This is a genomic window from Actinomycetospora sp. CA-053990 (assembly GCF_050948445.1).
Classification (GTDB): Bacteria; Actinomycetota; Actinomycetes; order Mycobacteriales; family Pseudonocardiaceae; genus Actinomycetospora; species Actinomycetospora callitridis.
On the sequence record NZ_CP192043.1, the window covers coordinates 5,053,987 to 5,077,975 of the forward strand.

The following is a 23,989-nucleotide window of genomic DNA, read 5'->3' on the forward strand; positions in this document are numbered from 1 at the left end:
CCGGGTGGGGACGAGACTGGTGGCGTGACGGACCTGGCGTGGTCGGTGTCGTGGGAGATCGAGCTGGACGACGCGGCGCACGGGGCGCTGGCCGCGCTCCTGGGACGCGCCTACGCCGCGCAGTCCGTCCGGTTCGGCGACGGACGGAGCTGGGCGGGCGCCCGCCCCGAACTGCGGGTGGTCGCGCGCGCCGGCGAGACACCCGTGGCGCACGCGGGGATCATCCGTCGCTTCCTGCGGGCCGTGCCCGACGGGCCCGACGTCCTCGTCGGCGACGTGGGCCTCGTCGCGGTGGACCCCGACCGGCACGGGAGCGGTGTCGGCCGCGCGCTGATGGCGCAGGTGGTGACGACCCTCGTCGACCTCGACGTCCCGTTCGGCTTCGTGTCGTGCGGACCCGCGGTCGAGGGCTTCTACCGTGCCGCGGGCTGGACGCGGCTGCCCGGCGTGAGCGTGCACCTGATCGACACCCACCACCGCAGCCGCGTCGACGCCGACCCGGCGATGGTCCACGCCGCGGGCCGGCCGCTGTCGGCGTGGCCGGCCGCGCGGGTGTTCGCCCGCGACGGGCAGCTCGTCTGACCGGACCAGCGCGCGAGTGATCCACGGAGCGATACGGCCGCTGAGTGTCAGCGACGGTCCGCCGCTGACACGAACCGGGCTACTCCGTCCGGACCAGGTGCGGGGGCTCGGCGAAGTGGCACGCCGCGGGGTGGTCGGTGGACGCCCGGACCTCGAGCGCCGGGGGCTCCTCCGCGCACACGGGCTGGGCCTTCGGGCAGCGCGTGCGGAACCGGCAGCCCGAGGGCGGGTCGGCCGGGCTGGGCACGTCGCCGGTGAGATGGATGGCCTCGCGGCGCCCACGCAGCGAGGGGTCCGGCACGGGGACCGACGACAGCAGCGCCTGCGTGTACGGGTGGCTCGCGCGCTGGTAGATCTCCTCGGCGCTCCCGGTCTCCACGATCGAGCCCAGGTACATCACCGCGACGCGGTCGCAGAGGTGGCGCACGACGCCCAGGTCGTGTGCGATGAACAGGTACGCCAGACCGAACTCGCGCTGCAGGTCGCCGAGCAGGTTGAGCACCTGGGCCTGGATCGACACGTCGAGCGCCGAGACGGGCTCGTCGCACACGATCACCTTGGGGCGCAGGGCCAGTGCGCGCGCGATCCCGATGCGCTGGCGCTGCCCGCCCGAGAACTGGTGCGGGTAGCGACGGATGTGCTCGGGGTTGAGCCCGACCACCTCGAGCAGCTCCTGCACCCGCCGCTGGCGGTCGCCCTTCGGCGCCACCTCGGGGTGGATGTCGAAGGGTTCGCCGACGATGTCGCCGACGGTCTTGCGCGGGTTCAGCGACGTGTACGGGTCCTGCAGGACGATCTGCATGTCGCGCCGCCAGGCCGTCAGCGCCGCGCCCTTCTTGGCGAAGAGGTCCTCGCCCTCGAAGGTCGCGGTGCCCCCGGTCGGCGGGATCAGGCGCATCAGCACCTGGGCGAGCGTCGACTTCCCGCAGCCCGATTCGCCCACCACCCCGAGCGTCTCGCCCGGGTACAGGTCCAGCGAGACGCCGTCCACGGCGCGCACGTGCCCGATGGTCTTGCGGAACAGCACGCCCCGCGTGATCGGGAAGTGTTTGACCAGGTCACGGACGGCCAGGATCGGCTCGCTCATCGGCTGACCACCTCATGCGTCGTCGGACGGTCGGTCCCCTCGGCGACGAAGCGCTCGGCGAAGTGGCAGGCCGCCTGGTGATCCCCACCGAGCTCCCGCAGCGCCGGCACCTCGGTCACGCACCGGTCCACCGCGTGCGCGCAGCGCGGGTGGAACGGGCAGCCGTCCGGGATCGCCGCGAGGCTCGGCGGCAGGCCGGGGATGGGCCGCAGCGGGGCGCCGGCGACGTCGTCGACCCGCGGCACCGAGTCCATCAGCCCGCGCGTGTACGGGTGACCGGGCCGGGCGTAGAGCGTCGCGGCGTCGGTGTGCTCGACGATCCGCCCGGCGTACATCACCGCGATCCGGTCGGCGACCTCCGCGACCACCCCGAGGTCGTGGGTGATGAGGACCAGCCCCATGCCCCGCTCGCGGCGCAGCTCCTCGAGCAGCTCCATGATCTGGGCCTGCACGGTGACGTCGAGCGCGGTGGTCGGCTCGTCGGCGATCAGCAGCTCGGGGTCCAGCGCGAGCGACATCGCGATCATCGCGCGCTGGCGCATCCCGCCGGAGAACTGGTGCGGGTACTCCTTGACGCGCTGCTTCGCGTTCGGGATGTGCACCTGGTCGAGCATCTCCGTCGCGCGCACCATCGCGTCCTTGCGCGACATCCCCCGGCGGAAGCGGAACTGCTCGGCGATCTGGAAGCCCACCGTGTAGACGGGGTTCAGCGCCGACAGCGCGTCCTGGAAGATCATCGCCATCGACTCGCCGCGCAGCAGCCGCCGGCGTTCCGGGTCGGCGCCGAGCAGCTCCTCGCCGCGGAAGCGCACCGAGCCGCCGGTGATCCGCCCGGGCGGAGTGTCGAGGATGCCCATCACCGTCTGCGCGGTGACGCTCTTCCCCGAGCCCGACTCGCCCAGCACGGCGAGCGTCTCGCCCTCGTCGACGTGGTAGCCCACGCCGTTGAGCACCGACGCCGTCTGCCCGCCGCGTCCGAACTCCACGCGGAGGTCGGAGATCTCCAACAGGGGAGCCATGCGTCACCGTCCCCGGGGGTCGAGGGCGTCGCGCACGGCGTCGCCCATCATCACGAAGGCCAGGACGGTGATCACGAGGAACCCGGCCGGGAAGAACAGCGCCCACGGGATGTCCTGCACCCGGTCCTTTGCCTCGGCGATCATCACGCCCCAGGAGACGACGGGGTCGCGCAGCCCGATGCCGAGGAACGACAGCGTCGCCTCGGCGCCGATGAAGACGCCGAACTGGATCGCGCCGTAGACCAGCACCGGCGCCAGCGTGTTCGGCAGGATGTGCCGCAGCACGACGCGGAACGGGCCCGCGCCGAGCGCCCGGGCGGCCTTCACGTAGTCCTGCTGGGCCGCCTCGATCGCGGCGGCGCGCATGATCCGCATGGCCACCGGCCAGGTCAGCACGACGATCGTCAGCACCACCTGGAACACGAGCTCCTGGGCGCCCACGATCTCGCCCGGCTCGTTGAGCGAGGTGAGGATGACGATGCCGCCGAGGACGAAGGGCAGGCCGGCGAAGATCTCGCCGATCCGCGAGAGCAACGAGTCCGCCCAGCCCTGCGAGTACCCGGCGAGCAGCCCCGCCAGGGAGCCGATCACCATCGTGCCGAGTGTCGCGAGGAAGCCCACCGCGAGCGAGGGCGCCGCCCCGTAGATGGTGCGGGCGTAGACGTCGCGGCCCTGCAGGTCGTAGCCGAAGATCGCGCCGTCCCCCGGAGGCTGCCGCGAGCGTGAGAGCTCGCCGACGGTCGGGTCCACCGAGGTGAACAGTGACGGCACGAGCGCCATCAGCAGCAGGAGGACGATCAGAGCCGCGGCGATCCAGAAGCGGGGACGGCGGCGCAGCTCGGCCCACGCGTCGACCCACAGCCCGCGGGTCTCCTCGACGGCCGGTCCCTCGTCCTTCGCCGTGTCCGGCGACGTCGCGAGTTCAGTCATAGCGGATCCTCGGGTCGAGCACGGCGTAGAGCAGGTCCACGACGAGGTTGGCGACGAGGTAGACGATCACCAGCAGCGCGACGACACCGACCACGGTGGCGATGTCCTGCTGCTGCAGGCCCTTGTAGATCAGCCCGCCGATCCCGCGGATGTTGAACACGCCCTCGGTGACGATCGCGCCGCCCATGAGCGCGCCGATGTCGGTGCCGAGGAACGTCACGACCGGGATGAGCGAGTTGCGCAGCATGTGCACGCCGATCACCCGGCGACGCGGCAGGCCCTTCGCGACGGCCGTGCGGACGAAGTCGGCGCGGGTGTTCTCGATGAGGCTGGTGCGGGTGAGCCGCGCGACGTAGGCCATCGAGAGGCTGGCGAGCACGAAGCCCGGCACGATCAGCTCCCCGATCGACGGGTTCGCCGGGACCGATGTGCGGATGATGCCGAGGTCCACGCCCAGGACCTGGCGCAGCACGAGACCCGTGACGAACACGGGCAGCGCGATGAGGAACAGCGTCGAGACCAGCACGAGCGTGTCGGCGAAGCCGCGACCCCGCAGTCCGGAGACGACGCCGGCGACGATCCCGATGACCGCCTCGATGACGAGCGCGATGATCGCGAGCTTGATCGTGATCGGGTACGCGTCGGCGATGAGGGTCGACACCTCCGTGCCGGAGAACGTCTGGCCGAAGTCGCCGGTCAGGATCGCACCCAGGTACTTGAGGTACTGGACGATCAGCGGGTCGTCGAGGTTGTAGCGCTCGGTCAGCGCGGCCCGGAACGCGGGCGAGCACTCGCGCTGCCCGCACTTGCCGGCGAACGGGTCCTCACGCAGGCCCCAGACGAGCCAGTAGACGAGGAACGTGGTCCCCAGGAAGACGGGGATCAGCTGCAGCAGGCGCCGCAGCGTGTAGCGGCCCACGGTGGCTCTCCTCCGGTCGGTCCGACCCGCCGCGCGGGACCCGGGTGGACCCGGGTCCCGCGCGGGCGGTGGTGGTGGTCGGTGACGGGATCAGCCCTGGGGGTTGAGCCGGAACGACGTCGTGACGAGCCGGTCGAGCGGGTTGCGCTCGCCGGAGGCCAGCCGCGCCGAGTCCCCGTAGATGATCTGCCGGGTGAACAGGGGGATCGACGGCATGTCCGCGAGGATCAGCCGCTCGGCCTGCTGGTACCCCGCCTCGGCGGCCTGCTCGGTCGGGGCCTGGTCGGCCTGGCTGAGCGCCGCGTCGACGGCGGGGTTGGAGTACTTGAAGTCGTTCGACGACGCGTCGGTGCGGTAGAGCTGCGTCAGGAACGTCTCCAGGTTCGGGTAGTCGCCGATCCACGCCGCGCGGAACAGGCCGGTGAACTGGAAGGCGTTCGCCTGCTGGCGCACCTCGGAGAACGACGGCAGCGGCGTGTACTGCGCGTCGACGCCGAGGTTCTGGCGCAGCTGGTTGGTCACCGCCTGCATCCACTCGGCGTGCCCGCCGTCGGCGTTCGCGGTGAGCGTCAGCGGCCCCGAGAACCCGCCGCCCTGGGCGAGCAGCTCGCGCGCCCGCTGCGGGTTGAACTGGCAGTTCTCGCCGCACTGGTTCGGGAGGTACCCCTGCGCGGCCGCCGTCGCGAGGCCGTCGGCGGGCTTGTACGTGCCGCCGAAGATCTGGTCGACGATCGCCTGGCGGTCGATGGCCATCGACATCGCCCGGCGCACCAGCGGGTTGGCGAACCGCGGGTCGTAGAGCGGGAAGCCCAGCGCCGTGGTCTGCAGGCCGTCCTTGGCGTGCGCGCCGGCCCCGAGGTCCTGGCGCCAGCGCCCGCCGGCCAGCGCCGAGGAGGGGATCGCCTTCACGTGGTCCAGGTTGCCGGACACGACGTCGTCGTAGGCCGTCTGGATCTCGGTGTAGACACGGAACTCCAGGCGCGGGACCTGCGGCTTGTCGCTGCCGGCGTACTGGTCGTTGCGCACCAGGGTGAGGTTCTGGTTGGGCGTCCGGGACTCGAACTTGAACTCGCCGTTGCCCACCGGCGCGGCCTCGTAGCCGGCGCGGTCGGTGAAGAACTTCTGGGGCAGCGGGTAGTAGGCCGAGTAGCCCAGCGTCGTCGGGAAGATGACGAACGGCGCCTTGAGGGTGACCTGGAAGGTCAGCGGGTCGACCACCCGCAGGCCCCGCATGGTCGGCGCGGTCGGCGTCTCGGTGGAGACCTCGTCGTACCCGTCGATCTTCTCCATGAACGACTGCGCCTGGGCGGCGTTGGGGCCCGCGGCGACCCAGTTCCAGGCGTCGACGTAGTTCTGTGCGGTCACCGGGGTGCCGTCGTGGAACGTCCAGCCCGGCTTGAGGCGGATGGTCCAGACCTTGTTGTCCGCCGAGGTGATCGACTCCGCGGCCTCCGGCGACGGTGCGGCCGTGTTCACGTCGTACTTCACGAGCCCGGCGAAGAGCGCGTCGAGGACGTCGCCGCCGTTCTGCTCGGTGTTGTTGCCGGGGATCAGCGCGTTCTCCGGCTCACCCCAGTCGAGGGTGACGGTCTGGGCGGACTGGTCGTCCCCTCCCCCGCCGCACGCCGTCGCGACCAGGGCCACGGCGAGAGCAGCGGCCACGGCGGTGGCCAGGCGGCGCAACGGCAACGTCTACCTCCTCGAGAGAACCCGACTCCTCGCGCGGGGCGACCGGGCAATCACCGCGCGTGACACGACTGCGGGGAACCTAGGGAATTCTGTTGACAGCGGCAAGACATGCACTTCACGTGAAGATGACGCGACCCGTCAGTTGATGCCGTCGTCCCCGCGCTGGGTCGCCGGCGGCGGCGTCCAGCGATCGGCGCCTGCGAAGGGGCTCTCCGGGAGCGGGCCGATCACGACGTCGGTGCGCTCGGTCGGGCCCACGAGCACCGAGGCGGCCTGGAAGAGCGGGATCGTCGGCAGGGCCGTCCACAGCGTCGGCTCGGCGAGCGCGAGCGCCGTGTCCGTGGAGACGGCGCCGGACGACGCGGCGTCGAGCAGCGACTGCAGCGCCGGGTCGCAGTAGCCGGTGGGCGTGAGCGCCTCCGAGGCCTGCGGCTCGGACAGCTCCTCGATCGCGTCCGGATCGGCCTCCGCGCTCTCCGTCGGCGCGGCCGGGGCGTCCGTCGACGTCGGCGCCGCGCCCGTCGCGGACGCCGGCGGCGCGACGCTCGTGGGCGCGGACGTGCTCGTCGGCGCGGCGGGCGTGCTCGGGGCGGCGGCGGTCGCGCCGGGCAGCCTCGGCGCCTCGTCGCTCGCGGCGAGGTCCACGGCCGGGTCGGTGCCGGTGCGGCCCGAGGTCACCGGTGCCCGTCCGCCCGGGCAGCCGACCACCGACGCGAGGTCGGTGATCGGGTCCGTGCCCACCGGCAGCGCGACGACGGCGATGTCGGCGACCGCGAGGTCCGACGGCGAGTCGGGGGTCGGCGGCACGGTCGTGGTGGTGGAGCTGGTGGCGCCGACCGGCGCGCCCGTCGGGCCCTGGGCGGGCGACTGGGCGGGCGACTGGGCGGGCGTCTGGCGGGGCGGGCCCGCCGTCGTCGGGGTCGGCGCGGGGGTGGGCACCGGGGTGGGCACTGGGGCCGTCGTCGTCGACGCCGGGCCCCGGCCGGGCTGGAAGGGCGTCGAGCCGCCGTCGGCCACGACCACCGACGCGATGCCGGCGGCGCGCAGCTGGGTCCCGAGGGTCGAGACCAGGCGGCCGAACGGCGCCACCTGGGGCGGCGCGGCGAGGCGCAGGACCAGCGGCTGCCCGGCACGGCTCCACTGGCCGTCCTCGCCCCGGGTGTAGCCCGCCTCGGTCAGCAGGCGCGCCGACTCGCCGAGATCCCGCTGCGCGGCGGGCGAGTCGGCGGGCAGCGTCGACCGGTAGCCGGCCTGGGAGGGCGCACGGGCGAAGGCGTCGGCGGGCAGGTCCGCCGAGGGCCCGCCGTCGGCGCCGACCTCGCGCAGCGCCGACCGGTCGATCGCCGACGCCACCGCCTGCCGCACCCGCAGGTCGGCGAGGGGCCGTCGTCGCTGCGCAGGGCGAGCTGGACGACGGCGGGCTCGGGCAGGGCGCGCACCGTCAGCCCGGGGCCCGCCGTGGCCAGCGCGGCGAGGTCGTCGCCGGTGGCGCGGAACTGGGTGGCCTGGACGTCGCCGGAGCGCACCCGGTCGATGAGCGACGTCGCCTCGGCGGCCTGGAAGACGATCTCGTCGGGCACCGAGGGCGTGCCCCAGTAGCGGTCGTTGCGGGCGAGGGTCACCTGGCCGCGGACGCGGTCGACGACGCGCACCGTGAACGGCCCTGCGGACACCGGGATGCTGTCGGTCAGCCCGCCGCCCCACGAGCCGGGCGCGTCCTTGAGCAGGTGCGCCGGCAGCAGGTGGTCGAACAGGGTCTGCCAGGCCGGGAAGGGGCGGTCGAACACCACGTCGACGGCCTTGCCGCCCGCCCGCGACCGGACGTCGCTGATCGCCCGGTAGCCCGCGGCGCCCACCACGCCGGGCTGGCTGCGCATCTGCTGCCACAGGTAGACGAAGTCCTCGGCGGCCACCGGGGCGTTGTCCGACCAGGTCGCCGCGGCGGCGATCTCGTAGGACACGGTGTAGGGCTCGGTGTCGGTGACGCGGGCCGAGGTCACCACCGTCGAGTCGAGGCGCGGCTCGCCGTCGGGGCCGGGCCGGAACGCCGAGGGCAGCACCAGCGGGGCCATCGCGCGGGCGACCGGGGTGTCGTCGGCGACGCGGTGCGGGTTGAAGCCGATGCCGAGGTCGTCGACCCCGATGCGCAGCTCGGTCGGGTCGGGCTCGAGCTGCGGGGTCGGCGCGGGGGCCGGGACGGGCACCTGGCCGACGACCGGCGGCGGAGCGCCCGAACAGGCCGCTACCAGGAGGGCGAGGGCGACCACGAGAGCGGGGAGGACTCCGACGGCACGTCGGGGACCGCTCACGCCTTCGTCCGGCCCTTCGTCTCGGGGAGATCGCCTGGTCGTTCGCCGGTCGGTCGGACCTCGCGGGACCAGTCGTACCGGGATCGTCATCGTGACACGGTGGCCGTCGGCCCTGGTCGACGGGTCTGGCCCGCGGCCGGGACCAGAGGTTAGCCTCGCCTCATGGGCAAGGGCGCGAAGAAGGGCCGCCACCGGACGGAGTGCCCCACCTGCGGGGCCGCCCGGACGGGCCGCGACGCGGCGCCCGCGGACGAACCTCCCGCGCCGAAGGAGAAGGGCCCGAAGGTCCCGCTCCACCTCGCCGCCTACGCCCACGCCGCCCCGCTCACCGGGGCGAAGAAGATCAAGAAGCAGTGCTGCCGGTCGTCGCCCCGCTGCAAGGGCTGCCCGGTGCTGCTCATGCGCGCGGCGCGGCTCCAGGAGTCCGGCGTGACGGGCAAGGACCTCAAGAAGGCGCTGAAGAAGGCGCGCGCGGCCTAGCTCGCGCCCCCGTCGAGGAGAGCCGCCAGCGCGGGCAGCACGGCCCGGTCGGCGTCCAGCCAGTCGAGGTCGTCGAGGTCGTCCGGCCCCACCCAGCGCAGGGCGTCGTGCTCGAGCGCCGTCGGCTCCCCGTCGGCACGACAGGCCCGGATGCGCAGCACCCGGCCCTCGGGGAGCGTCACCTCGGGGCCGACGCGGTCCCCCACCGCGACGTCGGCGAGGGCGAGCTCCTCGCGCAGCTCGCGGGCGAGCGCGGTCACCTCGTCCTCGCCGGACTCCACTGCTCCCCCGGGCAGCTCCCACCGTCCCGCGGTGGAGGCGGGCCGGGTGCGACGCGCCGCCAGCACCCGGCCGTCGCGGACGAGGGCGGCTCCCACGACGATGCGCACGACGGTCAGTCTCCCCGCCCCGTCTCTGGGAGGATGCCCGCATGGCTGAACTCCTGAGTGAGGACGCGATCTCCCGGGCCCTGGAGGACCTGCCGGGCTGGCAGCGCGAGGACGACGCCACCATCGCGCGCTTCGCCAAGCTGCCGAGCTTCCCCGAGGCCATCGCGGCCATCGACGCCGTCGCCGAGCTGGCCGAGTCGGCCAACCACCACCCGGACATGGACATCCGCTACAACAGCCTGAAGTTCAAGCTGTCGACGCACTCCGAGGGTGGCCTGACGGCCAAGGACACCGACCTCGCCGCGAAGATCTCCGCAGAGCTCTCCTCCCGCGGCGCGGAGTGATCCCCGCCTGAGCGCCGACACCCCGGCGGGCCTCCGGTCCGCACCCTTCGTCGCGCTCCTCGCCGCGACCGTCCTCGCCTTCGGCGGCTACGCGCTGCTGCTCCCGGTGGTGCCGGTGCACGCGGCCGCGGGCGGTGCGACGCCCGGGCCGCCGGCGCCACCACCGGCGTGTTCATGGCGGCCACCGTCGCCGCCCAGCTCACCGTCCCGGCCGTGCTGCGCCGCGTGGGCCCGCGCGCGGCGATGATCGCGGGGGTGCTGGCGATGGGCGCCCCGCGGTCCTGCTCGCCGCCACCGCGTCCCTGCCCGTGCTGTTCGGGGTGGCCGTGGTGCGCGGGCTCGGGTTCGGGCTCGTCACCGTCACCGGCGCCGCCCTCGTGGCCGACCTCGCGCCGCCCGCCCGGCGGGGACGGGCGATGGGCCTCTACGGGGTCGCCCTCGGCCTGCCGCAGCTCGTCCTGCTCAGCGGAGGTGTCTGGGCCTACGAGGTGGTCGGCGGGACCGCGGTGCTCCTCGCGGGGGCGGCGCTGCCGCTCCTGGCCTCCCTCGCCTGCGGACGCCTGCCGATCCGCGTCGTCACCTCCCCCGGCGATGCCGTGGGCGGGCGCACGTTCCCGGTCACGGCCGCGCTGGGCCCCTGGACGGCGATGGTGGTCTCCGCGGCCGCGGCCGGCGGCGTGATCACCCTGCTGCCCCTGTGGACCCCCGGGACGGGCTCGGCCGCGGGCCTCGCCGGGGGACGACCACCGCCGCGATCGCCCTCGCCGTCCTGACGACCGGCCAGCTCGCGGGACGCGGGCTCGCGGGCGAGCTCGCCGACCGGCGCACCCGGACCCCCGCGATCGCCGTCGGGCTGGTCACCGGCGGGGGCCTCGTGACCGTCGCGGCCGGCGCCGGCGTGATCGCCCTGGGTGGGGAGGGTTCCGGGCTCGTGGTGCTCCTCGGTGCCGCGCTCGTGGGCCTCGGGTTCGGCGCGGTCCAGAGCGACACCCTGCTCGCGCTCTTCGCCCGTGCCGGCCCGTCCCGCTCGGGCGCCGCCAGCACCTGGTGGAACACCGGCTACGACGCCGGCACCGGCCTCGGCGCCGCGGCGCTGGCCGCGGTGCTCGGCGCCGCGGGCGCGCCCACCGCGTTCGTCGTCGCCGCGGTCGCCTGCGTCCTCGTGCTCCCGGTCCCGCTCGCGGCGGTGCTCGGGCGTCGGGCGGGGTGAGCGCCGGCCCGAGGGCTGTCGACCGCTCGGGACGCTTCGGTTTCCGAAGCATCGGCGGTGGGAGGACCGCAGGCGGAGGGTCCTCGTCGCGGTCGTGGTCCACGTCGCCCGTCCGGACGTCGACGACGTCGTTCGGTCCGCGGTCGGGGCTGTACGGGTGACGTGCCGACGCGATCGGGGGAGAACCTGTCATCGGCTGTCACGAGGTGGGCACCGCCCGCGATGTCCGCCGTGTCCGACACGGGTCGGACGTGGGTGACGGAGGCCGACGTGGTGAAGAAGGTGCTGTTCGCGGCCCTGCTCGGCGCGGTCGTGATGATGGGGTCGGCGCAGGCCGGCTACCTCACCTCCGCCACCCTGCCGGACCCCGTGGCCCCGGGTGCGGCGCGCGCCCCGGAGCTCTCGGGCGCCGTGACGCCCGTGCCGCCGCCGCCCGGTGCGGCTCCCGGGACCGCGGCGCCGGTGGGACCCGCCGGGCCCGCGGGACCGGTCGGGGCGGGCGGCCCCGGCGCGGTCGGTCCCGTCGGCGCCACGGGCGGTGGCACCGGCGAGGCGGCGACGCCTCCCCGCACGGAGCGCTCGGCGGCGGCCGACAGCAGCCCGGACACCGGGTCGTCCGGCCGCACCGGTTCCTCCGGCGGCTCGGGGTCGTCGGGCGACGCCGCCCCGGCCCGCGGGTCCGGCTCGTCGTCGGGCGGGTCGTCCGGAGGCTCGTCGACCGGGTCGTCCGGCGGGCAGGCGAGGGAGGACCCGGGCGGGGTGCGCGTCCAGGTGTGCCTCGAGCGCGTGCTCGGGCAGTGCGTCCGCGTGGGCCTCGGCTGAGACTGGGGCTGGGGACGCGGGGTCGTCAGCCCGCGGCGACCTTCTCGGGCGCCGTGCCGGACACGGCCGCGCGCTCGGCCTGCGCCACCGCGGCGATGGTGTCGTCGAGCAGCGCCACGAGCAGGCGGTCGCGTGCGGCGGCGTCGAGGTCGGCCACGCGGGCCGCGACGAGCAGGTGGGCGCAGGCGTGGTTCACCGGCCCCACGTGCAGCAACGTCGCCAGACGCCCGCCGTGCCCGCTCTCGCCCCGGCCCGGGCGTCCCGGCCCGGCCGCCGCGCGTCGCTGGAGGCGGCGCTGCAGGCGGGGGAAGAACCGGTTGGCGGGGTCGATCGCGAGGCCGGCGCGCGCGATCGTCGCGAGCACGATCGGCCGGACGTCGACGCCGGAGTCGTGCCCGAGACCGATGAGCGTCACGGCCCGGGTCGCGAGCTGCTGACGGGCGTCCGAGGACACGGCGTCGTTGACCTGCCACGCGACGGCGGCGAGTGCGGGATGGGTACAGCGCGGCCGGTCGGTGAAGCGTTCACCGGCGAGGACGGAGACGTACTCCATCAGGCAACTGCCGGCCTCCGCGTCGCGGTGCGCGCCGGCATCGAGGACAGGCATGCCCTCCGGGGGGCGGGTGGACGTCATGGGAAGCTCCCTTCCCCGGCCCCGGGCCCTCGCGCCCGGTCGGATGCTCCACCGTAGACCGAAACCGGGCGCAGGACAGGGGGTCCGGACGAGGGAATCGAGATCGGGGTCACCCTCGCGGGCGGTCGGTCAGCGCTCGGAGCCGATGACCGTGGTCGCCGTGAGCGCCGCGAGCACGGCGCCGACGGTCGGCGAGATCAGCCGGCGGATGTCCTGGGCGACGCCGAGCGTGACGTGCCGGCCGTCGGAGATCGCCCGGGCGCGCCGGGCCGCGAGGGTCGGGTCGGCGGGGCTGAGCTCCCGGACGCGGCGTCCGTGGTGGAGCAGCACGATGAGCATCGCGACCGCCTCGTCGGGCTCCTCGCCCTCCAGCGAGGCGCGGACGGCGGCGCGGTCGTGGTGCAGCGCCTCGACCTCGTGGACCCGCAGGGCGGACCCGAACACCGGCATCGCGACGTAGCCGAACACCCGGCGGGGCTCCCGGGCGGCCAGCCCGCGTTCGACGAGACGGTCCGTGGTGCGGCGGATCATCTGGGCGCCGCGGTGGCCGGTGACCGCGTGCTGCAGGTCGGTCTTGGCGCCGCCGTGGGCGAGGAGGCTCTCGGCCACCCAGCCGAGCAGCGGATCGGTGACCTCGACCGGCCCGCGCCGGTAGGCCGTGCCGCCGTCGAGCAGGGAGGCGTCGAGCAGCAGCTCGACCATCGCAGCCGCGACGAGCAGGCCCGCGGGCTCGGTGAGGGTGGACATCGGGCGTCCTTCGTCGTCACCGAGGATCCACGCCACCCGCTCCGGCAGCGTCAGGTCCGCGGTCCGTGACGACCACCGCTCCGAACGCACGGAGACAGCCTAGGCACGGCTGTCCCCCACCCGAGCGAGGAGTCCACGGGCGGCGGCACACGGCGTCGAACGGTGCGGCCGCTCGGGGTATCGAGGTCGGCCGACCGCCCGGGCGCCGGTCGCCGACGGTGAGGGCGTGATCGCCGCGCCGGATCCGGACCCCGCGTGTCGGACCCCGGGGGCACACTGCTCACATGACCGACCCGGGCACCGCGACGCCCGTCGCCCCGCCGGCGCCGGACGGCGCGGCCGACGACCTCGAGCGCGCCCGCCGGGGCGACGACGACGCGTTCGCCCGGCTGGTCGCGCCGCTGCGCCGGGAGCTGCACGCGCACTGCTACCGGATGCTCGGCTCGGCCCACGACGCCGACGACGTCCTGCAGGACGCGCTCCTGCGGGCCTGGCGGGCGATCGGGCGCTTCGAGGGCCGCCCGGACCGGCCGAACGCCCTGCGCTCGTGGCTGTACACGGTGGCCACCAACGCCGGGCTCGACGCCGTCGCCCGCCGCGGCCGCCGGGCCCTGCCGATGGACCTCGGCCCGTCGAGCGAGGCCCCGGGGGACGACCCACCGCGCACCGAGATCGCGTGGCTCGGCCCTTACCCCGACCACCCGGACGCCACCGTCGAGGAGCGCGAGGCCGTCGAGCTCGCGTTCGTCGCGGCGCTGCAGCACCTGCCAGGCAACCAGCGGGCCGCACTGCTGCTCATGGAGGTCCTCGGGTTCTCGGCCGCCGAGGTCGCCACGATGATGGTGACGACGACGGCCTCGGTGAACAGCGCCGTGCAGCGGGCGCGGGCGACTCTCGCCGCCAAGGTCACCGGCCCCAGCCAGCAGCGCACCCTGCGCGCGCTCCCGGACGCCGCGCTCGCGGCCACGGTCGCCCGCTACACGTCGGCGCTCGAGGCCGGCGACGCCGACGCCCTCGTCGGGCTGCTCACCGCCGACGTCACGTGGTCGATGCCCCCGAGCGCCGTCTGGTACCGCGGCATCGCCGCGGTGTCGGCGTTCCTGCACCAGGGCCCGCTTGGCGTGGCCTGGCGCCACGTCCCGGCCCACGCCAACGGCCAGCTCGCGGTGGGGTGCTACCTGTGGGACGCCGACGAGTCCCTGTGGCGCGGCGGGGTGCTCGACGTGCTCACGCTCGCCGAGGACGGCCGGATCGCCGAGGTCACCGCCTTCATCGGGGCCGAGCACCTCGCCGCGGCCGACCTCCCCGCGACGCTGCCCGGGGACACGCCGCCCACTACAGCTCCCTGATCATGTCCTCGGTGCGCTGCTCGGCGGCCGCGAGGAAGGTCGCCATCCGCGCGAGCACCGCGTCGTCGGCACTCGCGAGCTCGGCGGCGAGGCGGGCGTTGAGGGGGTCGTAGAGCGCGGCGATGCGCTGCAGGGTCGCCGGGTCCGGCTCGATGAGGACGCGACGCCGGTCGGCCGGATCGGGCACGCGGTGGACGTGGCCCGCGGCGTGCAGGCGCTCGACCATCCGCGACGCCGACCCGGTGGTCAGGTTGACGCGCGCCGCGAGCGTCCCGGGGGTCGCCGGGCCGTGGCGCGCGAGCTCGTAGAGGCACTGCAGCTCGGTGGTCCCGACGCCGATGCGCGCGGCGACCACCCCGTTGAACTGGACGAGCCGCACGCTCCAGGCCGCCAGCGCGGCCACCACCTCCTCCGGTGCCACGTCTCCCCTTTCTCTGCATCGTGCAGCGAATGTGTGTCACAGTGTCTGCATGTTGCAGCAATCGTCGCACGGCGCCTGCCCGTTCGTCGCCGGGACGCGCCGACCCGACGAGCCCTACCCGGGTCGCGAGGCGCTCCGCTCCGCCGGACCGGTCGTGCTCGCCGAGGCACCGGCGGGCGGACCGGTCGCGATCGTGACGACGGCGGCGCTCGCCCGGGACGTCCTCGGCGACCCGCGGATCGTGAAGGACACCGCCTGGGCACCGCTCGGGTGGGACCCGCGGGCGGCGGAGCTGGAACCGACCGCCGCCCGGGCGCTGTCCCTGACCACCACCGAGGGCGCCCCGCACGCCGCGCTGCGCCGGGCGCACGCCCCGATGCTCTCGCCGCGGCGGATGCGGGCGCGTCGCGACGCGATGCGGGACACGGCCCGGGAGCTGCTCGCCGGGCTGGGCGAGGGCCCCGTCGACCTCATGGCCGAGTTCACCACCCGCTACCCGCTGGCCGTGGTCGGCGACCTGCTCGGCGTCCCGCGCGCGATGCTGGACGACGCGGTCGAGGCCTGCCGGCGGATGTTCGGCGACGAGGCCGACGTCGCCGCGGCGATGGGCGGGTTCGCGCGGATCGCCGCGACGGCGATGCAGCACGAGGGCCTCGCCCGCGAGCTCCGCGAGCGCCTGCCCACCGACGTCACCGACGAGCAGGTGCACTACCTGCTGTTCACGCTGCTCTTCGTCGGCCAGCTGACCACCGGCCCGGCCCTGGGGTTCGCGCTGGCGCGGGCGCTCACGGAGGGCGCCGGGGACACCGCCGCCCTCGTCGACGACGTCCTGCGCCGCGACCCGCCTGCGCCGTTCACGCTCTGGCGGTTCACCGCGCAGGAGGTCGAGCTCGCAGGCGTGGTCCTCCCGCCGCGGACCCCGGTGCTCGTCGACGTCGCGGGGACGGCCGACGACCCCGACGCCGGCCCCGGCCCCGGCCTCGCGTTCGGCGCGGGCCCGCACCTCTGCGCGGCCGTCCACCTCGCCCGGGCCGAGCTCGTCGCGGCCGTCGACGTGCTCGTCACCGACTTCCCCGACGCCCGCCTCGCGGTGCCCGCGACCGACCTCCGTCGTGTCGACCCGGGCGGGATCGCGGGCAGTCGGCTCGCCGCGCTCCCCGTGCATGGCCTCCGGCCTCGTGAGCGATCCGGGTCGTCCTGACGACCCGGATCGCTCACGTGCGCGGAGCGCCTCAGGGGAGCCCGGCGTGCGGCACGTCGACGCGGGTCGCCAGCAGCTGGGCCTCGCGCACCGGGCGACGCTCGTGCTCGGCGAACGACGGCGCCGCGCAGGCGTAGAGCGTGCGCCCGTCCTCGCCGCCGAGCATGCAGGCGTAGACCCCGGTGCCCGTCGGGAGCTCCTCGAGGATCTCCCCGCCCTCGGCGACACGCAGCAGCCGACCGTGCAGGGCGTCGGCGACCCAGATCGCGCCGTCGGCGTCGGCGCAGATGCCGTCGGGGGCCACGGGCAGCGCCCCGACCGCCTCACCGACGTCCGTGGTCGCCGGCGGCTCCGCGAACCGCGCCCAGGACCGCCGCCGCGCGAGCCCGCCGTCGTCGGCGACGTCGAAGGCGGTCAGGCGCGCGCCGAACGTCTCGGCGACCACGAGCACGCCGTCGCGCAGGACCATGCCGTTGGGGAAGAGCAGGTCGTCGGCCACGGTGCTCGCGGCGCCGTCGGGGTCGACGTAGGTCAGCGTCGTCGAGCTGATCGGCGCACCGCCCATGAGGTCGAAGCCGAAGTTGCCGACGTAGGCGCCGCCCCGGGCGTCGACGACCATGTCGTTGAGGTGGTCCGCGACGAGCCCGGAGAGGTCGGCGTGCTCGACCAGCGAGCCGTCGTTCTCGCGGCGCAGGATCCGGTGGTCGCGCATGGACACGATCAGCGCGCGGCCGTCGGGCAGGAAGCCCAGGCCGGAGGGCTGCTCGGGCACCTCGGCCATGACCTCGTGGTGCCCGGCGTCGTCGATCGCCACGACCTTCTCGGTGTAGAAGTCGGAGACCCACAGCCGTCCCTCGTGCCACCGCGGGCACTCGAGGTACGACCACCCGTCCGACACCACGTCGACGTTCCGTCCAGCCACGGCGCTCCTCCTCGAGCCTCGATCGTCCGCGCACGCTCTTGGCACCCGCCGGTGGGTGTCAAGAGCGCGACCTCCACACGATCTCCACGGAACGACCCCGAATCCCGACCGGCCCGGCTCCTACGCTCGCCGACCATGAGCGGCCCCACCCGGCGCATCCTCGTCGTCGAGGACGAGCCCGTGATCAACGGCGCGGTCACCGACCGGCTCGTCGCCGCCGGCTACGACGTCGTCCGCGCGTGGGACGGGCCCGGCGCCGTCGCCGAGTTCACCGCCCGCGAGCCCGACCTCGTCGTCCTCGACGTGATGCTCCCCGGGCTCGACGGGCACGAGGTGTGCCGGCGCATCCAGGCCGTCCGGCCCGTCCCGGTGCTGATGCTGACCGCGGCCGACGACGAGGCCGACGTGCTCGTCGGGCTGGCCGTCGGCGCCGACGACTACCTCACCAAGCCGTTCCGGATGCGCGAGCTCGTCGCCCGGGTCGCGGCTCTGCTGCGGCGGGTCGAGCGTGCAGCCGAGCTGTCGACGCCGGAGCTGTCGTCGCAGGACCCCGACGTCCGGCAGCTCGGCGACGTCCGCATCGACCCCGGCGCCCGCCGCGTGTGGGCCGCCGGCGACGAGGTGCACCTGACGCCGACCGAGTTCGACCTCCTGCGCTGCCTCGCCGCCAGCCCGGGCGTGGTGCTCACGCGGGAGAGACTCATGGGCGAGGTGTGGGGCTGGCCCGGCGCGTCGGGCACCCGCACGGTCGACAGCCACGTGAAGGCGCTGCGCGCCAAGATCGGGCCCGAGCGGGTGCGCACGGTCCACGGCGTCGGCTACGCGCTGGAGATCACCGGGGCCGGCGCGTGAGTGTCCGCGCGCTCGACCCCGTCCGCTCGGTCAAGGTCAAGCTCGGGGTCCTGGTCGGCGCCAGCGTCACGCTCGCTGCGGTGATCGCGACGATCGGGGCGGGCGCCCGCGTCCCGATCTGGCTGGGCATCCCCGTGACCATCGCCGTGGCGCTCGCCGTCACCCAGCTCCTCGCCGTCGGCATGACCTCGCCGCTGCGCGAGATGACCACGGCCGCGCGACGCATGGCCACCGGCGACCACGACGTCCGCGTCACCGCCACGTCGCGCGATGAGGTCGGCGAGCTGGCCCGGGCGTTCAACTCGATGGCCGAGGAGCTCGCCGGGGTCGACCGCCAGCGCCGCGAGCTGGTCGCCAACGTCAGCCACGAGCTGCGGACGCCGCTGGCCGCGCTGTGCGCCGTGCTGGAGAACCTCGCCGACGGCGTCGCCGCGCCCGACCCCGCCACGCTGCGTGCCGCCGTCGACCAGGGCGAGCGGATGTCGGACCTGGTCACCGACCTGCTCGACCTCTCGCGCGTCGACGCCGGCCGGGCGCCGCTGCACCGCGAGCCCGTCGAGGTCCGCCCGCTGCTGGAGGCCGCCGTCGCCGAGGCGCGGGTGGGCGGGCAGGACGTCGCCCACGTGCTCGACGTGGACCCGCCCGATCTCGTCGTCGACGGCGACCCCGCGCGCCTGCGCCAGCTCGTCGCCAACCTCCTCGACAACGCCGCGCGCCACAGCCCGCCCGGCGGCACCGTGACGGTCCGGGCGCAGGAGGCGGACGACGACCGCTGGCACCTCGAGGTCGTCGACGAGGGCCCCGGCGTCGCGCCCGAGCACCGCGACCGCGCCTTCGAGCGCTTCGGGACGCTCCGGGAGGTCGGGATCTCCAGCGGCGGCACCGGCCTCGGGCTCGCCATCGCCCGGTGGGTGACCGACCTGCACGACGGGTCGATCGGCTTCGCCGACCCCGAGCCCGGCACGTCCGGCGCCCGCGTCCGCGCCGACCTCCCGACGACGCCGGCGCGACGCCGACCCGCACCACCCACCCCCGTCCAGGAGGCGATCGCCGTGCCCGCACCCCCGGTCACGCCCGCGCGACCCGAGAGCCCGGCGCCTGCCGAGGTCCCCTCGCTCACCGACGGGCTCTTCGGCGACTTCTGGCCCGACCGCGGGGTGCCCGGCAACGTCGCGGTCCTGCTCGGCGCGCTGGGCGTCGGCGTGCTCGCCGGCGTCGTGCTGCCCTTCCGGAACCTCGGGCTGGGCACGTTCCTCGTCCTGCTCGCGACCACCGGCGTCCTGCTCGTCGCGAGCCGGCACCGCCGCGACCGCTTCACCTCCGTCTGCGCGGGTCTGTGCGTCGCGCTGGCCTGCGTCGTCGTCGTCCGGGACGCCGTGTGGATCGTCCTGCTGTGCCTGCTGACCGGCGCGGTGCTCGGCGCGGTCGGGCTGACCCGCGGACGGCGCGTGCCGGCGTTCCTCGTGGCCCTCGTCGCCTGGCCCCTCGCCGCGCTGCGCGGGCTGCCGTGGCTGGGGCGGACGGCGCGGGCCGTCACCGGGCTGGGCAACGGGGCGGCGCTGCTGCGCACCGCGGTCTGGTCGCTGCTGGGGATCACCGTGTTCGCCCTGCTCTTCGCCTCGGCGGACGCGCTGTTCGCGGAGTGGGTCGGCGCGGTGGTCCCCGACCTCGGCTCGGCGGACCTCACCGCGCGGGTGTTCGTCGCCCTGGGCGTCGGCGGCGTGGTGCTGTGCGGGGCCTACCTGGCCCTCAACCCGCCGCGCGCCGAGCGCGGCGAGCGCGGCGCCCGCCCCGTCGCGCACCGCTTCGAGTGGCTGGCGCCGGTGCTCGTCGTCGACGCGGTGTTCCTCGTGTTCCTCGTCGCCCAGGCCACGGCGTTCTTCGGTGGCCACGACTACCTGGAGCGCACGACGGGCCTGACCTACGCGCAGTACGTGCACCAGGGCTTCGGGCAGCTCACCGTCGCCACCGCGCTCACGCTCCTCGTGGTCTGGGCGGCGACGCGCAAGGCGCCGCGAGCGACACCGTCCGACCGCACCTGGATCCGCGTCTCGCTCGGACTGCTCTGCGCGTTCACGCTGGTCGTCGTCGCCTCGGCGCTCTACCGGCTGCACCTCTACGAGCAGGCCTACGGCCTGACCCGCCTGCGCCTGCTGGTCGCGGTGTTCGAGGGCTGGCTCGGTGTCCTGGTGCTCGCCGTGATCGCCGGGGCCGGGCCGCTGCGCGCGCGATGGCTCCCCCGGTTCGGGCTCGTGTGTGGCGTCGTGCTGCTGCTCGGGCTCGCAACGGTCAACCCCGACGCGTGGGTCGCGCGGCAGAACCTCGAGCGCTACGCCGTCACGCGGACCGTCGACTGGGAGTACCTCAGCGACCTCTCCGCCGACGCCCTCCCCGCCTACGCCGCGCTGCCCCGGCCGCTGGCCGAGTGCGCGCTGCGCCCGACCGGGGAGGAGCGCGACGACTGGCTCGCGTGGAACCTCGGTCGCTCGCGCGTCGACGCGTTCCTCGACGCGTCGGGGGGCGTGTGGCAGCACCGGACCGACTGCCCGGGCCAGACCCGGTCGGGCTGAGGGGTCGGAGCGCACCGGCCCTGTGACGGTGCGTTGCTCCTGGTCGCCCACGGCTGCGACATCCGAGTGGTGAAGCTCGCCGGGTCCTGGTGTGACCCCTGACACTGCGTGTCTGCCGAGCCTGCGAGGTGCGCCATGACCGCCACCGACTCCCGACCCGCCCTGAGCGGGTTCCACCACGTCGCCGTCACCGCGAGGGACGTCGAGGCCAGCGCCGACTGGTACCAGCGGGTGTTCGGCATGACGCGGCTCCCGCCGCAGTTCCCCCACCACGGCGCCGACGCCAAGGGCTACACGCTGGTGCTCATCGAGCCGGAGACGAACCTGTGCGTCGGGATCGTGCACCACCCCGGCAACTCCGGGGAGCCGGCCGACGAGACCCGCTGCGGGATCGACCACGTGGGCTTCGCCATGGCCACCCGCGCCGACCTCGACGCCTGGGCGGGCTGGCTCGACGCCCTCGGGATCGCGCACTCCGGCGTCACCGACACCGGGGACCCGGTGCCGTACTCCGCGCTCGTCTTCCGGGACCCCGACAACGTCCAGCTCGAGCTCTTCCACATGGACATGTCCGGCTGACGCCTCGTGGTTCGGAGATCGTGCCCGGTTGCACTGTTCGAACGAGCACTACCGCCCGCGGCCCGCCACGAGGCCGCACGGGGCGACACATCACCATTGATGACGAGGGGCCGATGATGACCACGTCCGGACCGAATCTGATCGAGCAATTCGCGAAGTATTTCAACTCGGGAGATCTCGAGAGCCTCGTCTTGATGTACGAGGACGGTGCGGCCTTCATCCCGGAGCCGGGCACCGTCCTGAACGATGCCGCCGGACTGCGTGCGTCGCTGCAGGCCTTCCTGGATCTGAAGGGGACGATCACCATCGTCTCCACGACGGAGGCGGTCAACAACGAGCTGGCCCTGACGCACAGCCACTGGCGCATCGACCTCCCCGACGGTGGGTCGATGGAACACACATCCGCCGAGGTCTCGCGCCGTCAGGCCGACGGCACGTGGAAGTACGCGCTCGACAATCCCTTCGGCGGCGACGTCCTTTCCTGAGGGTTCTCCGAGGTATCCGATTCCCGACTCGGACATCGACAGCTGGGCCGCACGGATGTACCTCTCACCCACGGTGATCAGCAGGGCGGACATCGGAGGGGGCCCGTGCGGCGGTCGAGGGTGCGGGTCGGGGCGGTGGTGATCGCGCTGACGGTGGTGCTGGCGGCGTGCTCGTCGGCGCAGGGGGAGACCGGCCCGGCGGCGGGCCCGGCGGACTTCGCGGGTCTCGTGGACGTCGGCGGGCGGAACCTCTACCTCGAGTGCCACGGCAGCGGGAGTCCGACGGTCGTGCTCCAGTCCGGGTTCCCGAACGCCGCCGACATCTGGTCCGTCGGTGTCGAGCGTCCGCCCTCGGTGATGCAGGGCGTCGCCGCGTTCGCCCGGGTCTGCGCCTACGACCGGCCCGGATCGACCCGGATCTCCACGCCCGAGGGCCTCCCGGCGGACCAGCCCACGCCCGGACGCAGCGACCAGGCCCCGATGCCCCGGACCGCCGCGGACGTCGTGGCCGAACTGCACGCCCTGCTGGCCGCCGCCGGGGTCCCCGGCCCCTACGTCGTCGTCGGGCACTCCCTCGGCGGGCTGTTCTCGCAGCTGTACGCGCAGACGTACCCGGCCGACGTCGCCGGCGTCGTGCTCGTGGACCCGACGCCACCGGCGGTGCGGGACCTGCTCCCGCCGGCCCTGTGGGAGAGCTTTGCGCAGTCGGTCGAGCGGCCCGAGAGTCCGGTCCCGGGCTACACCCTGGAGGCGTACGACCTGACCGCGAGCACGGACCAGGTCCGCGACGCACCGGCACCGCCGCGGGTGCCCGCGACGATCCTGGTCGCGGGCGCCGTGGATCCGGTGCCACCCGGCGACCCGTCGGCCGAGGCGATCGCCGCGATCGAGCGCGTGCGCCCCGAGGCCTACGCCCGCCTCGCCCAGAGCATCCCGGGCTCGCAGCTCGTCACGGTCCCCGACACGACGCACTACATCCAGATCCTCCGTCCCGACGTCGTCATCGGCGCCGTCCGCTCGGCGGCCGGGAGATAGTCGGAGCGACAGCCGGCGGAATGCCCCTCGACCCCGCACCGTTGGTTGAAGTGTGAAGAACATCGGGTTCCTGTCCTTCGGGCACTGGTCGGCGTCCCCGCACTCGCGGGTGCGGTCGGGAGCCGACGCCCTGCTGCAGTCGATCGAGCTCGCGGTGGCCGCCGAGGAGGCGGGCGCCGACGGCGCCTACTACCGCGTGCACCACTTCGCCCAGCAGCTCGCCTCGCCGTTCCCGCTGCTCGCCGCGGCGGCAGCGCGGACCAGCCGGATCGAGCTGGGCACCGGCGTGATCGACATGCGCTACGAGAACCCGCTGTACATGGCCGAGGACGCCGGGTCCGCCGACCTGATCTCCGGCGGCCGGCTGCAGCTCGGCATCAGCCGCGGCTCGCCGGAGCAGGTGATCGACGGCTACCGCTACTTCGGCTACACCCCGTCCGAGGGCACGAGCGACGGCGACATGGCGCGCGAGCACACCGCGCGGTTCCTCGAGGTCCTCGACGGCGAGGGCTTCGCCCGGCCCAACCCCCGGCCCATGTTCCCGAACCCGCCCGGCCTGCTGCGGATCGAGCCGCACGCCCCCGGCCTGCGCGACCGCATCTGGTGGGGCGCCGGCAGCCGTGCGACCGCCGAGTGGACCGCCGAGCAGGGGATGAACCTCATGAGCTCGACGCTGCTCACCGAGGACACCGGCGTGCCGTTCCACCGACTGCAGGCCGAGCAGATCCAGCGCTTCCGCGACGCCTGGACGGCGGCCGGGCACGAGCGCGAGCCGCGCGTCTCGGTGAGCCGCAGCATCTTCCCGATCGTCAACGACCTCGACCGTCAGCTGTTCTGGCGCGAGCACGACAGCACCGACCAGGTCGGGTGGATCGACGGCGGCAACGCCCGGTTCGGCAAGACGTACGCCAACGAGCCGGACAAGCTCATCGCCGAGCTCGCCGAGGACGAGGCGATCGCCGCCGCGGACACGCTGCTGCTCACGGTGCCCAACCAGCTCGGCGTCGACTACAACGCCCACGTCGTCGAGAGCGTGCTGACCCACCTGGCCCCGGAGCTCGGCTGGCGCTGAGCGGTCAGCTCCGGAGCAGCTTGTCGACGGTGCCGGCGAAGTCCTCGTAGCGGCGCAGCGCCGACACGTTGATGGTCACGTGCTGACCCATCTCGACCATGATCGGGAGGGTGAACGAGATCTCGTCGAGGGTGTCGTGGCTGTCGACGTCGACGATCGCGATGACGCGCCGCTCGCCGGCGACCTTCCAGAGGTCGACGACGACACCCGCCTGCTTCGCGCCGAGCGCCGCCTCGGCCTCCCGGGACCAGGTCGCGAAGAGGTCCTGCTGGCTCATCGTCGCGCCGTACTCGACGTGGAAATCGAGGTGGAAGAGCATCGGGGGCCTCCGGGGGGCTTCGG

The 23,989-nt window shown here is 74.6% G+C and carries 26 protein-coding genes and 1 pseudogene; 14 read left to right on the forward strand and 13 right to left on the reverse strand.

Annotation, left to right across the window (positions count from 1 at the left end):
• The first annotated feature begins 24 nt into the window (after positions 1-24).
• The gene (locus tag ACQPYN_RS25895) at positions 25-582 is read left to right on the forward strand and encodes a GNAT family N-acetyltransferase (RefSeq protein ID WP_433029230.1); all 558 of its coding nucleotides are present in this window, start codon (positions 25-27) and stop codon (positions 580-582) included.
• Between the two features lie 79 nt (positions 583-661).
• Here the strand turns inward: ACQPYN_RS25895 and ACQPYN_RS25900 are convergent, their stop codons facing one another.
• The 7 genes and pseudogenes from ACQPYN_RS25900 to ACQPYN_RS25930 all read right to left on the reverse strand — a co-directional run.
• Positions 662-1,669 carry an ABC transporter ATP-binding protein gene (locus ACQPYN_RS25900; protein WP_433029232.1) on the reverse strand — a complete coding sequence of 336 codons (1,008 nt, stop codon included), beginning with the start codon at positions 1,667-1,669 and terminating at the stop codon, positions 662-664.
• Positions 1,666-2,688 carry an ABC transporter ATP-binding protein gene (locus tag ACQPYN_RS25905; protein WP_433029234.1) on the reverse strand — a complete coding sequence of 341 codons (1,023 nt, stop codon included), beginning with the start codon at positions 2,686-2,688 and terminating at the stop codon, positions 1,666-1,668. Before ACQPYN_RS25905 ends, ACQPYN_RS25900 begins: the two co-directional genes overlap by 4 nt.
• A gap of 3 nt (positions 2,689-2,691) precedes the next feature.
• Positions 2,692-3,618, reverse strand: coding sequence for an ABC transporter permease (locus ACQPYN_RS25910; protein ID WP_433029236.1), 927 nt, complete (start codon positions 3,616-3,618; stop codon positions 2,692-2,694).
• Complete coding sequence (locus tag ACQPYN_RS25915) at positions 3,611-4,537, reverse strand: ABC transporter permease (protein ID WP_433029238.1); 927 nt, start codon at positions 4,535-4,537, stop codon at positions 3,611-3,613. Before ACQPYN_RS25915 ends, ACQPYN_RS25910 begins: the two co-directional genes overlap by 8 nt.
• A 90-nt stretch (positions 4,538-4,627) precedes the next feature.
• Positions 4,628-6,226 carry a peptide ABC transporter substrate-binding protein gene (locus ACQPYN_RS25920; protein WP_433029240.1) on the reverse strand — a complete coding sequence of 533 codons (1,599 nt, stop codon included), beginning with the start codon at positions 6,224-6,226 and terminating at the stop codon, positions 4,628-4,630.
• Positions 6,227-6,364: 138 nt separating this feature from the next.
• A complete protein-coding gene (locus ACQPYN_RS25925) occupies positions 6,365-7,579 on the reverse strand; it encodes a hypothetical protein (protein WP_433029242.1) in 1,215 nt (404 codons plus the stop codon).
• Positions 7,580-7,713: 134 nt separating this feature from the next.
• Positions 7,714-8,625: pseudogene (locus tag ACQPYN_RS25930) on the reverse strand (ABC transporter substrate-binding protein); the annotation flags it as partial.
• Positions 8,626-8,697: 72 nt separating this feature from the next.
• Between ACQPYN_RS25930 and ACQPYN_RS25935 the strand changes: the two are divergent.
• On the forward strand, positions 8,698-9,015 hold the full coding sequence (locus ACQPYN_RS25935) for a hypothetical protein (RefSeq protein ID WP_433029244.1): 318 nt from the start codon (positions 8,698-8,700) through the stop codon (positions 9,013-9,015).
• On the opposite strand, the gene ACQPYN_RS25940 is transcribed toward ACQPYN_RS25935, so the two are convergent.
• Positions 9,012-9,398, reverse strand: a complete 387-nt coding sequence (locus ACQPYN_RS25940) for an NUDIX domain-containing protein (RefSeq protein ID WP_433039047.1) — start codon at positions 9,396-9,398, stop codon at positions 9,012-9,014. The genes ACQPYN_RS25935 and ACQPYN_RS25940 overlap by 4 nt on opposite strands.
• A 47-nt stretch (positions 9,399-9,445) precedes the next feature.
• Here ACQPYN_RS25940 and ACQPYN_RS25945 point away from each other — a divergent pair, with 47 nt between their 5' ends.
• The 4 genes from ACQPYN_RS25945 (at position 9,446) to ACQPYN_RS25960 (ending at position 11,780) form a co-directional block, all read left to right on the forward strand.
• Positions 9,446-9,748, forward strand: a complete 303-nt coding sequence (locus tag ACQPYN_RS25945; protein WP_433029246.1) for a 4a-hydroxytetrahydrobiopterin dehydratase — start codon at positions 9,446-9,448, stop codon at positions 9,746-9,748.
• Between the two features lie 308 nt (positions 9,749-10,056).
• A complete protein-coding gene (locus tag ACQPYN_RS25950; protein ID WP_433029248.1) occupies positions 10,057-10,521 on the forward strand; it encodes a hypothetical protein in 465 nt (154 codons plus the stop codon).
• Entirely contained in the window at positions 10,446-10,958 is a 513-nt protein-coding gene (locus tag ACQPYN_RS25955) for a hypothetical protein (RefSeq protein WP_433029250.1), read from the forward strand. The genes ACQPYN_RS25950 and ACQPYN_RS25955 overlap by 76 nt, the downstream gene beginning before the upstream one ends.
• Before the next feature lie 231 nt (positions 10,959-11,189).
• Positions 11,190-11,780, forward strand: a complete 591-nt coding sequence (locus ACQPYN_RS25960) for a hypothetical protein (protein WP_433029252.1) — start codon at positions 11,190-11,192, stop codon at positions 11,778-11,780.
• A gap of 25 nt (positions 11,781-11,805) precedes the next feature.
• Here ACQPYN_RS25960 and ACQPYN_RS25965 read toward each other — a convergent pair whose 3' ends face one another.
• Positions 11,806-12,414 (reverse strand): hypothetical protein, encoded by a 609-nt coding sequence (locus ACQPYN_RS25965; RefSeq protein ID WP_433029254.1) that lies wholly within the window; start codon positions 12,412-12,414, stop codon positions 11,806-11,808.
• Positions 12,415-12,543: 129 nt separating this feature from the next.
• Complete coding sequence (locus ACQPYN_RS25970; RefSeq protein ID WP_433029256.1) at positions 12,544-13,251, reverse strand: GPP34 family phosphoprotein; 708 nt, start codon at positions 13,249-13,251, stop codon at positions 12,544-12,546.
• Between the two features lie 194 nt (positions 13,252-13,445).
• Here ACQPYN_RS25970 and ACQPYN_RS25975 point away from each other — a divergent pair, with 194 nt between their 5' ends.
• Positions 13,446-14,510 carry a sigma-70 family RNA polymerase sigma factor gene (locus ACQPYN_RS25975; RefSeq protein WP_433029258.1) on the forward strand — a complete coding sequence of 355 codons (1,065 nt, stop codon included), beginning with the start codon at positions 13,446-13,448 and terminating at the stop codon, positions 14,508-14,510.
• Here the strand turns inward: ACQPYN_RS25975 and ACQPYN_RS25980 are convergent.
• Complete coding sequence (locus tag ACQPYN_RS25980; RefSeq protein WP_433029260.1) at positions 14,497-14,931, reverse strand: MarR family winged helix-turn-helix transcriptional regulator; 435 nt, start codon at positions 14,929-14,931, stop codon at positions 14,497-14,499. The genes ACQPYN_RS25975 and ACQPYN_RS25980 overlap by 14 nt on opposite strands.
• Positions 14,932-14,980: 49 nt before the next feature.
• On the opposite strand from ACQPYN_RS25980, the gene ACQPYN_RS25985 reads away from it, so the two are divergent.
• A complete protein-coding gene (locus ACQPYN_RS25985; protein ID WP_433029262.1) occupies positions 14,981-16,132 on the forward strand; it encodes a cytochrome P450 in 1,152 nt (383 codons plus the stop codon).
• 31 nt (positions 16,133-16,163) lie between these two features.
• Here the strand turns inward: ACQPYN_RS25985 and ACQPYN_RS25990 are convergent, their stop codons facing one another.
• Positions 16,164-17,054 carry an SMP-30/gluconolactonase/LRE family protein gene (locus ACQPYN_RS25990; RefSeq protein WP_433029264.1) on the reverse strand — a complete coding sequence of 297 codons (891 nt, stop codon included), beginning with the start codon at positions 17,052-17,054 and terminating at the stop codon, positions 16,164-16,166.
• Between the two features lie 135 nt (positions 17,055-17,189).
• Between ACQPYN_RS25990 and ACQPYN_RS25995 the strand changes: the two genes are divergently transcribed.
• The 6 genes from ACQPYN_RS25995 to ACQPYN_RS26020 all read left to right on the forward strand — a co-directional run bounded on the left by ACQPYN_RS25995 (position 17,190) and on the right by ACQPYN_RS26020 (position 23,647).
• Entirely contained in the window at positions 17,190-17,906 is a 717-nt protein-coding gene (locus ACQPYN_RS25995) for a response regulator transcription factor (protein ID WP_433029266.1), read from the forward strand.
• Positions 17,903-20,476: a DUF4153 domain-containing protein gene (locus ACQPYN_RS26000; protein ID WP_433029268.1), complete on the forward strand. Its 2,574-nt coding sequence runs from the start codon at positions 17,903-17,905 to the stop codon at positions 20,474-20,476. Before ACQPYN_RS25995 ends, ACQPYN_RS26000 begins: the two co-directional genes overlap by 4 nt.
• Positions 20,477-20,611: 135 nt before the next feature.
• Positions 20,612-21,055, forward strand: a complete 444-nt coding sequence (locus ACQPYN_RS26005) for a VOC family protein (protein WP_433029270.1) — start codon at positions 20,612-20,614, stop codon at positions 21,053-21,055.
• Positions 21,056-21,168: 113 nt separating this feature from the next.
• Entirely contained in the window at positions 21,169-21,540 is a 372-nt protein-coding gene (locus tag ACQPYN_RS26010; protein WP_433029272.1) for a YybH family protein, read from the forward strand.
• 105 nt (positions 21,541-21,645) lie between these two features.
• Entirely contained in the window at positions 21,646-22,575 is a 930-nt protein-coding gene (locus ACQPYN_RS26015; protein ID WP_433029274.1) for an alpha/beta fold hydrolase, read from the forward strand.
• Between the two features lie 52 nt (positions 22,576-22,627).
• Positions 22,628-23,647 carry an LLM class flavin-dependent oxidoreductase gene (locus tag ACQPYN_RS26020; protein WP_433029276.1) on the forward strand — a complete coding sequence of 340 codons (1,020 nt, stop codon included), beginning with the start codon at positions 22,628-22,630 and terminating at the stop codon, positions 23,645-23,647.
• 4 nt (positions 23,648-23,651) lie between these two features.
• Here ACQPYN_RS26020 and ACQPYN_RS26025 read toward each other — a convergent pair whose 3' ends face one another.
• A complete protein-coding gene (locus ACQPYN_RS26025; protein ID WP_433029278.1) occupies positions 23,652-23,966 on the reverse strand; it encodes a muconolactone Delta-isomerase in 315 nt (104 codons plus the stop codon).
• Between the last annotated feature and the right edge of the window lie 23 nt (positions 23,967-23,989).

Excerpts from the sequence above, each read along its gene's own strand:
- ACQPYN_RS25900 (WP_433029232.1), bottom strand. The coding sequence starts at position 1,669 with ATGAGCGAGCCGATCCTGGCCGTCCGTGACCTGGTCAAACACTTCCCG.
- ACQPYN_RS25905 (WP_433029234.1), bottom strand. The coding sequence starts at position 2,688 with ATGGCTCCCCTGTTGGAGATCTCCGACCTCCGCGTGGAGTTCGGACGC.
- ACQPYN_RS25910 (WP_433029236.1), bottom strand. The coding sequence starts at position 3,618 with ATGACTGAACTCGCGACGTCGCCGGACACGGCGAAGGACGAGGGACCG.
- ACQPYN_RS25935 (WP_433029244.1), top strand. The coding sequence starts at position 8,698 with ATGGGCAAGGGCGCGAAGAAGGGCCGCCACCGGACGGAGTGCCCCACC.
- ACQPYN_RS25945 (WP_433029246.1), top strand. The coding sequence starts at position 9,446 with ATGGCTGAACTCCTGAGTGAGGACGCGATCTCCCGGGCCCTGGAGGAC.
- ACQPYN_RS25965 (WP_433029254.1), bottom strand. The coding sequence starts at position 12,414 with ATGACGTCCACCCGCCCCCCGGAGGGCATGCCTGTCCTCGATGCCGGC.
- ACQPYN_RS25975 (WP_433029258.1), top strand. The coding sequence starts at position 13,446 with ATGACCGACCCGGGCACCGCGACGCCCGTCGCCCCGCCGGCGCCGGAC.
- ACQPYN_RS25985 (WP_433029262.1), top strand. The coding sequence starts at position 14,981 with ATGTTGCAGCAATCGTCGCACGGCGCCTGCCCGTTCGTCGCCGGGACG.
- ACQPYN_RS25995 (WP_433029266.1), top strand. The coding sequence starts at position 17,190 with ATGAGCGGCCCCACCCGGCGCATCCTCGTCGTCGAGGACGAGCCCGTG.
- ACQPYN_RS26005 (WP_433029270.1), top strand. The coding sequence starts at position 20,612 with ATGACCGCCACCGACTCCCGACCCGCCCTGAGCGGGTTCCACCACGTC.
- ACQPYN_RS26010 (WP_433029272.1), top strand. The coding sequence starts at position 21,169 with ATGATGACCACGTCCGGACCGAATCTGATCGAGCAATTCGCGAAGTAT.
- ACQPYN_RS26025 (WP_433029278.1), bottom strand. The coding sequence starts at position 23,966 with ATGCTCTTCCACCTCGATTTCCACGTCGAGTACGGCGCGACGATGAGC.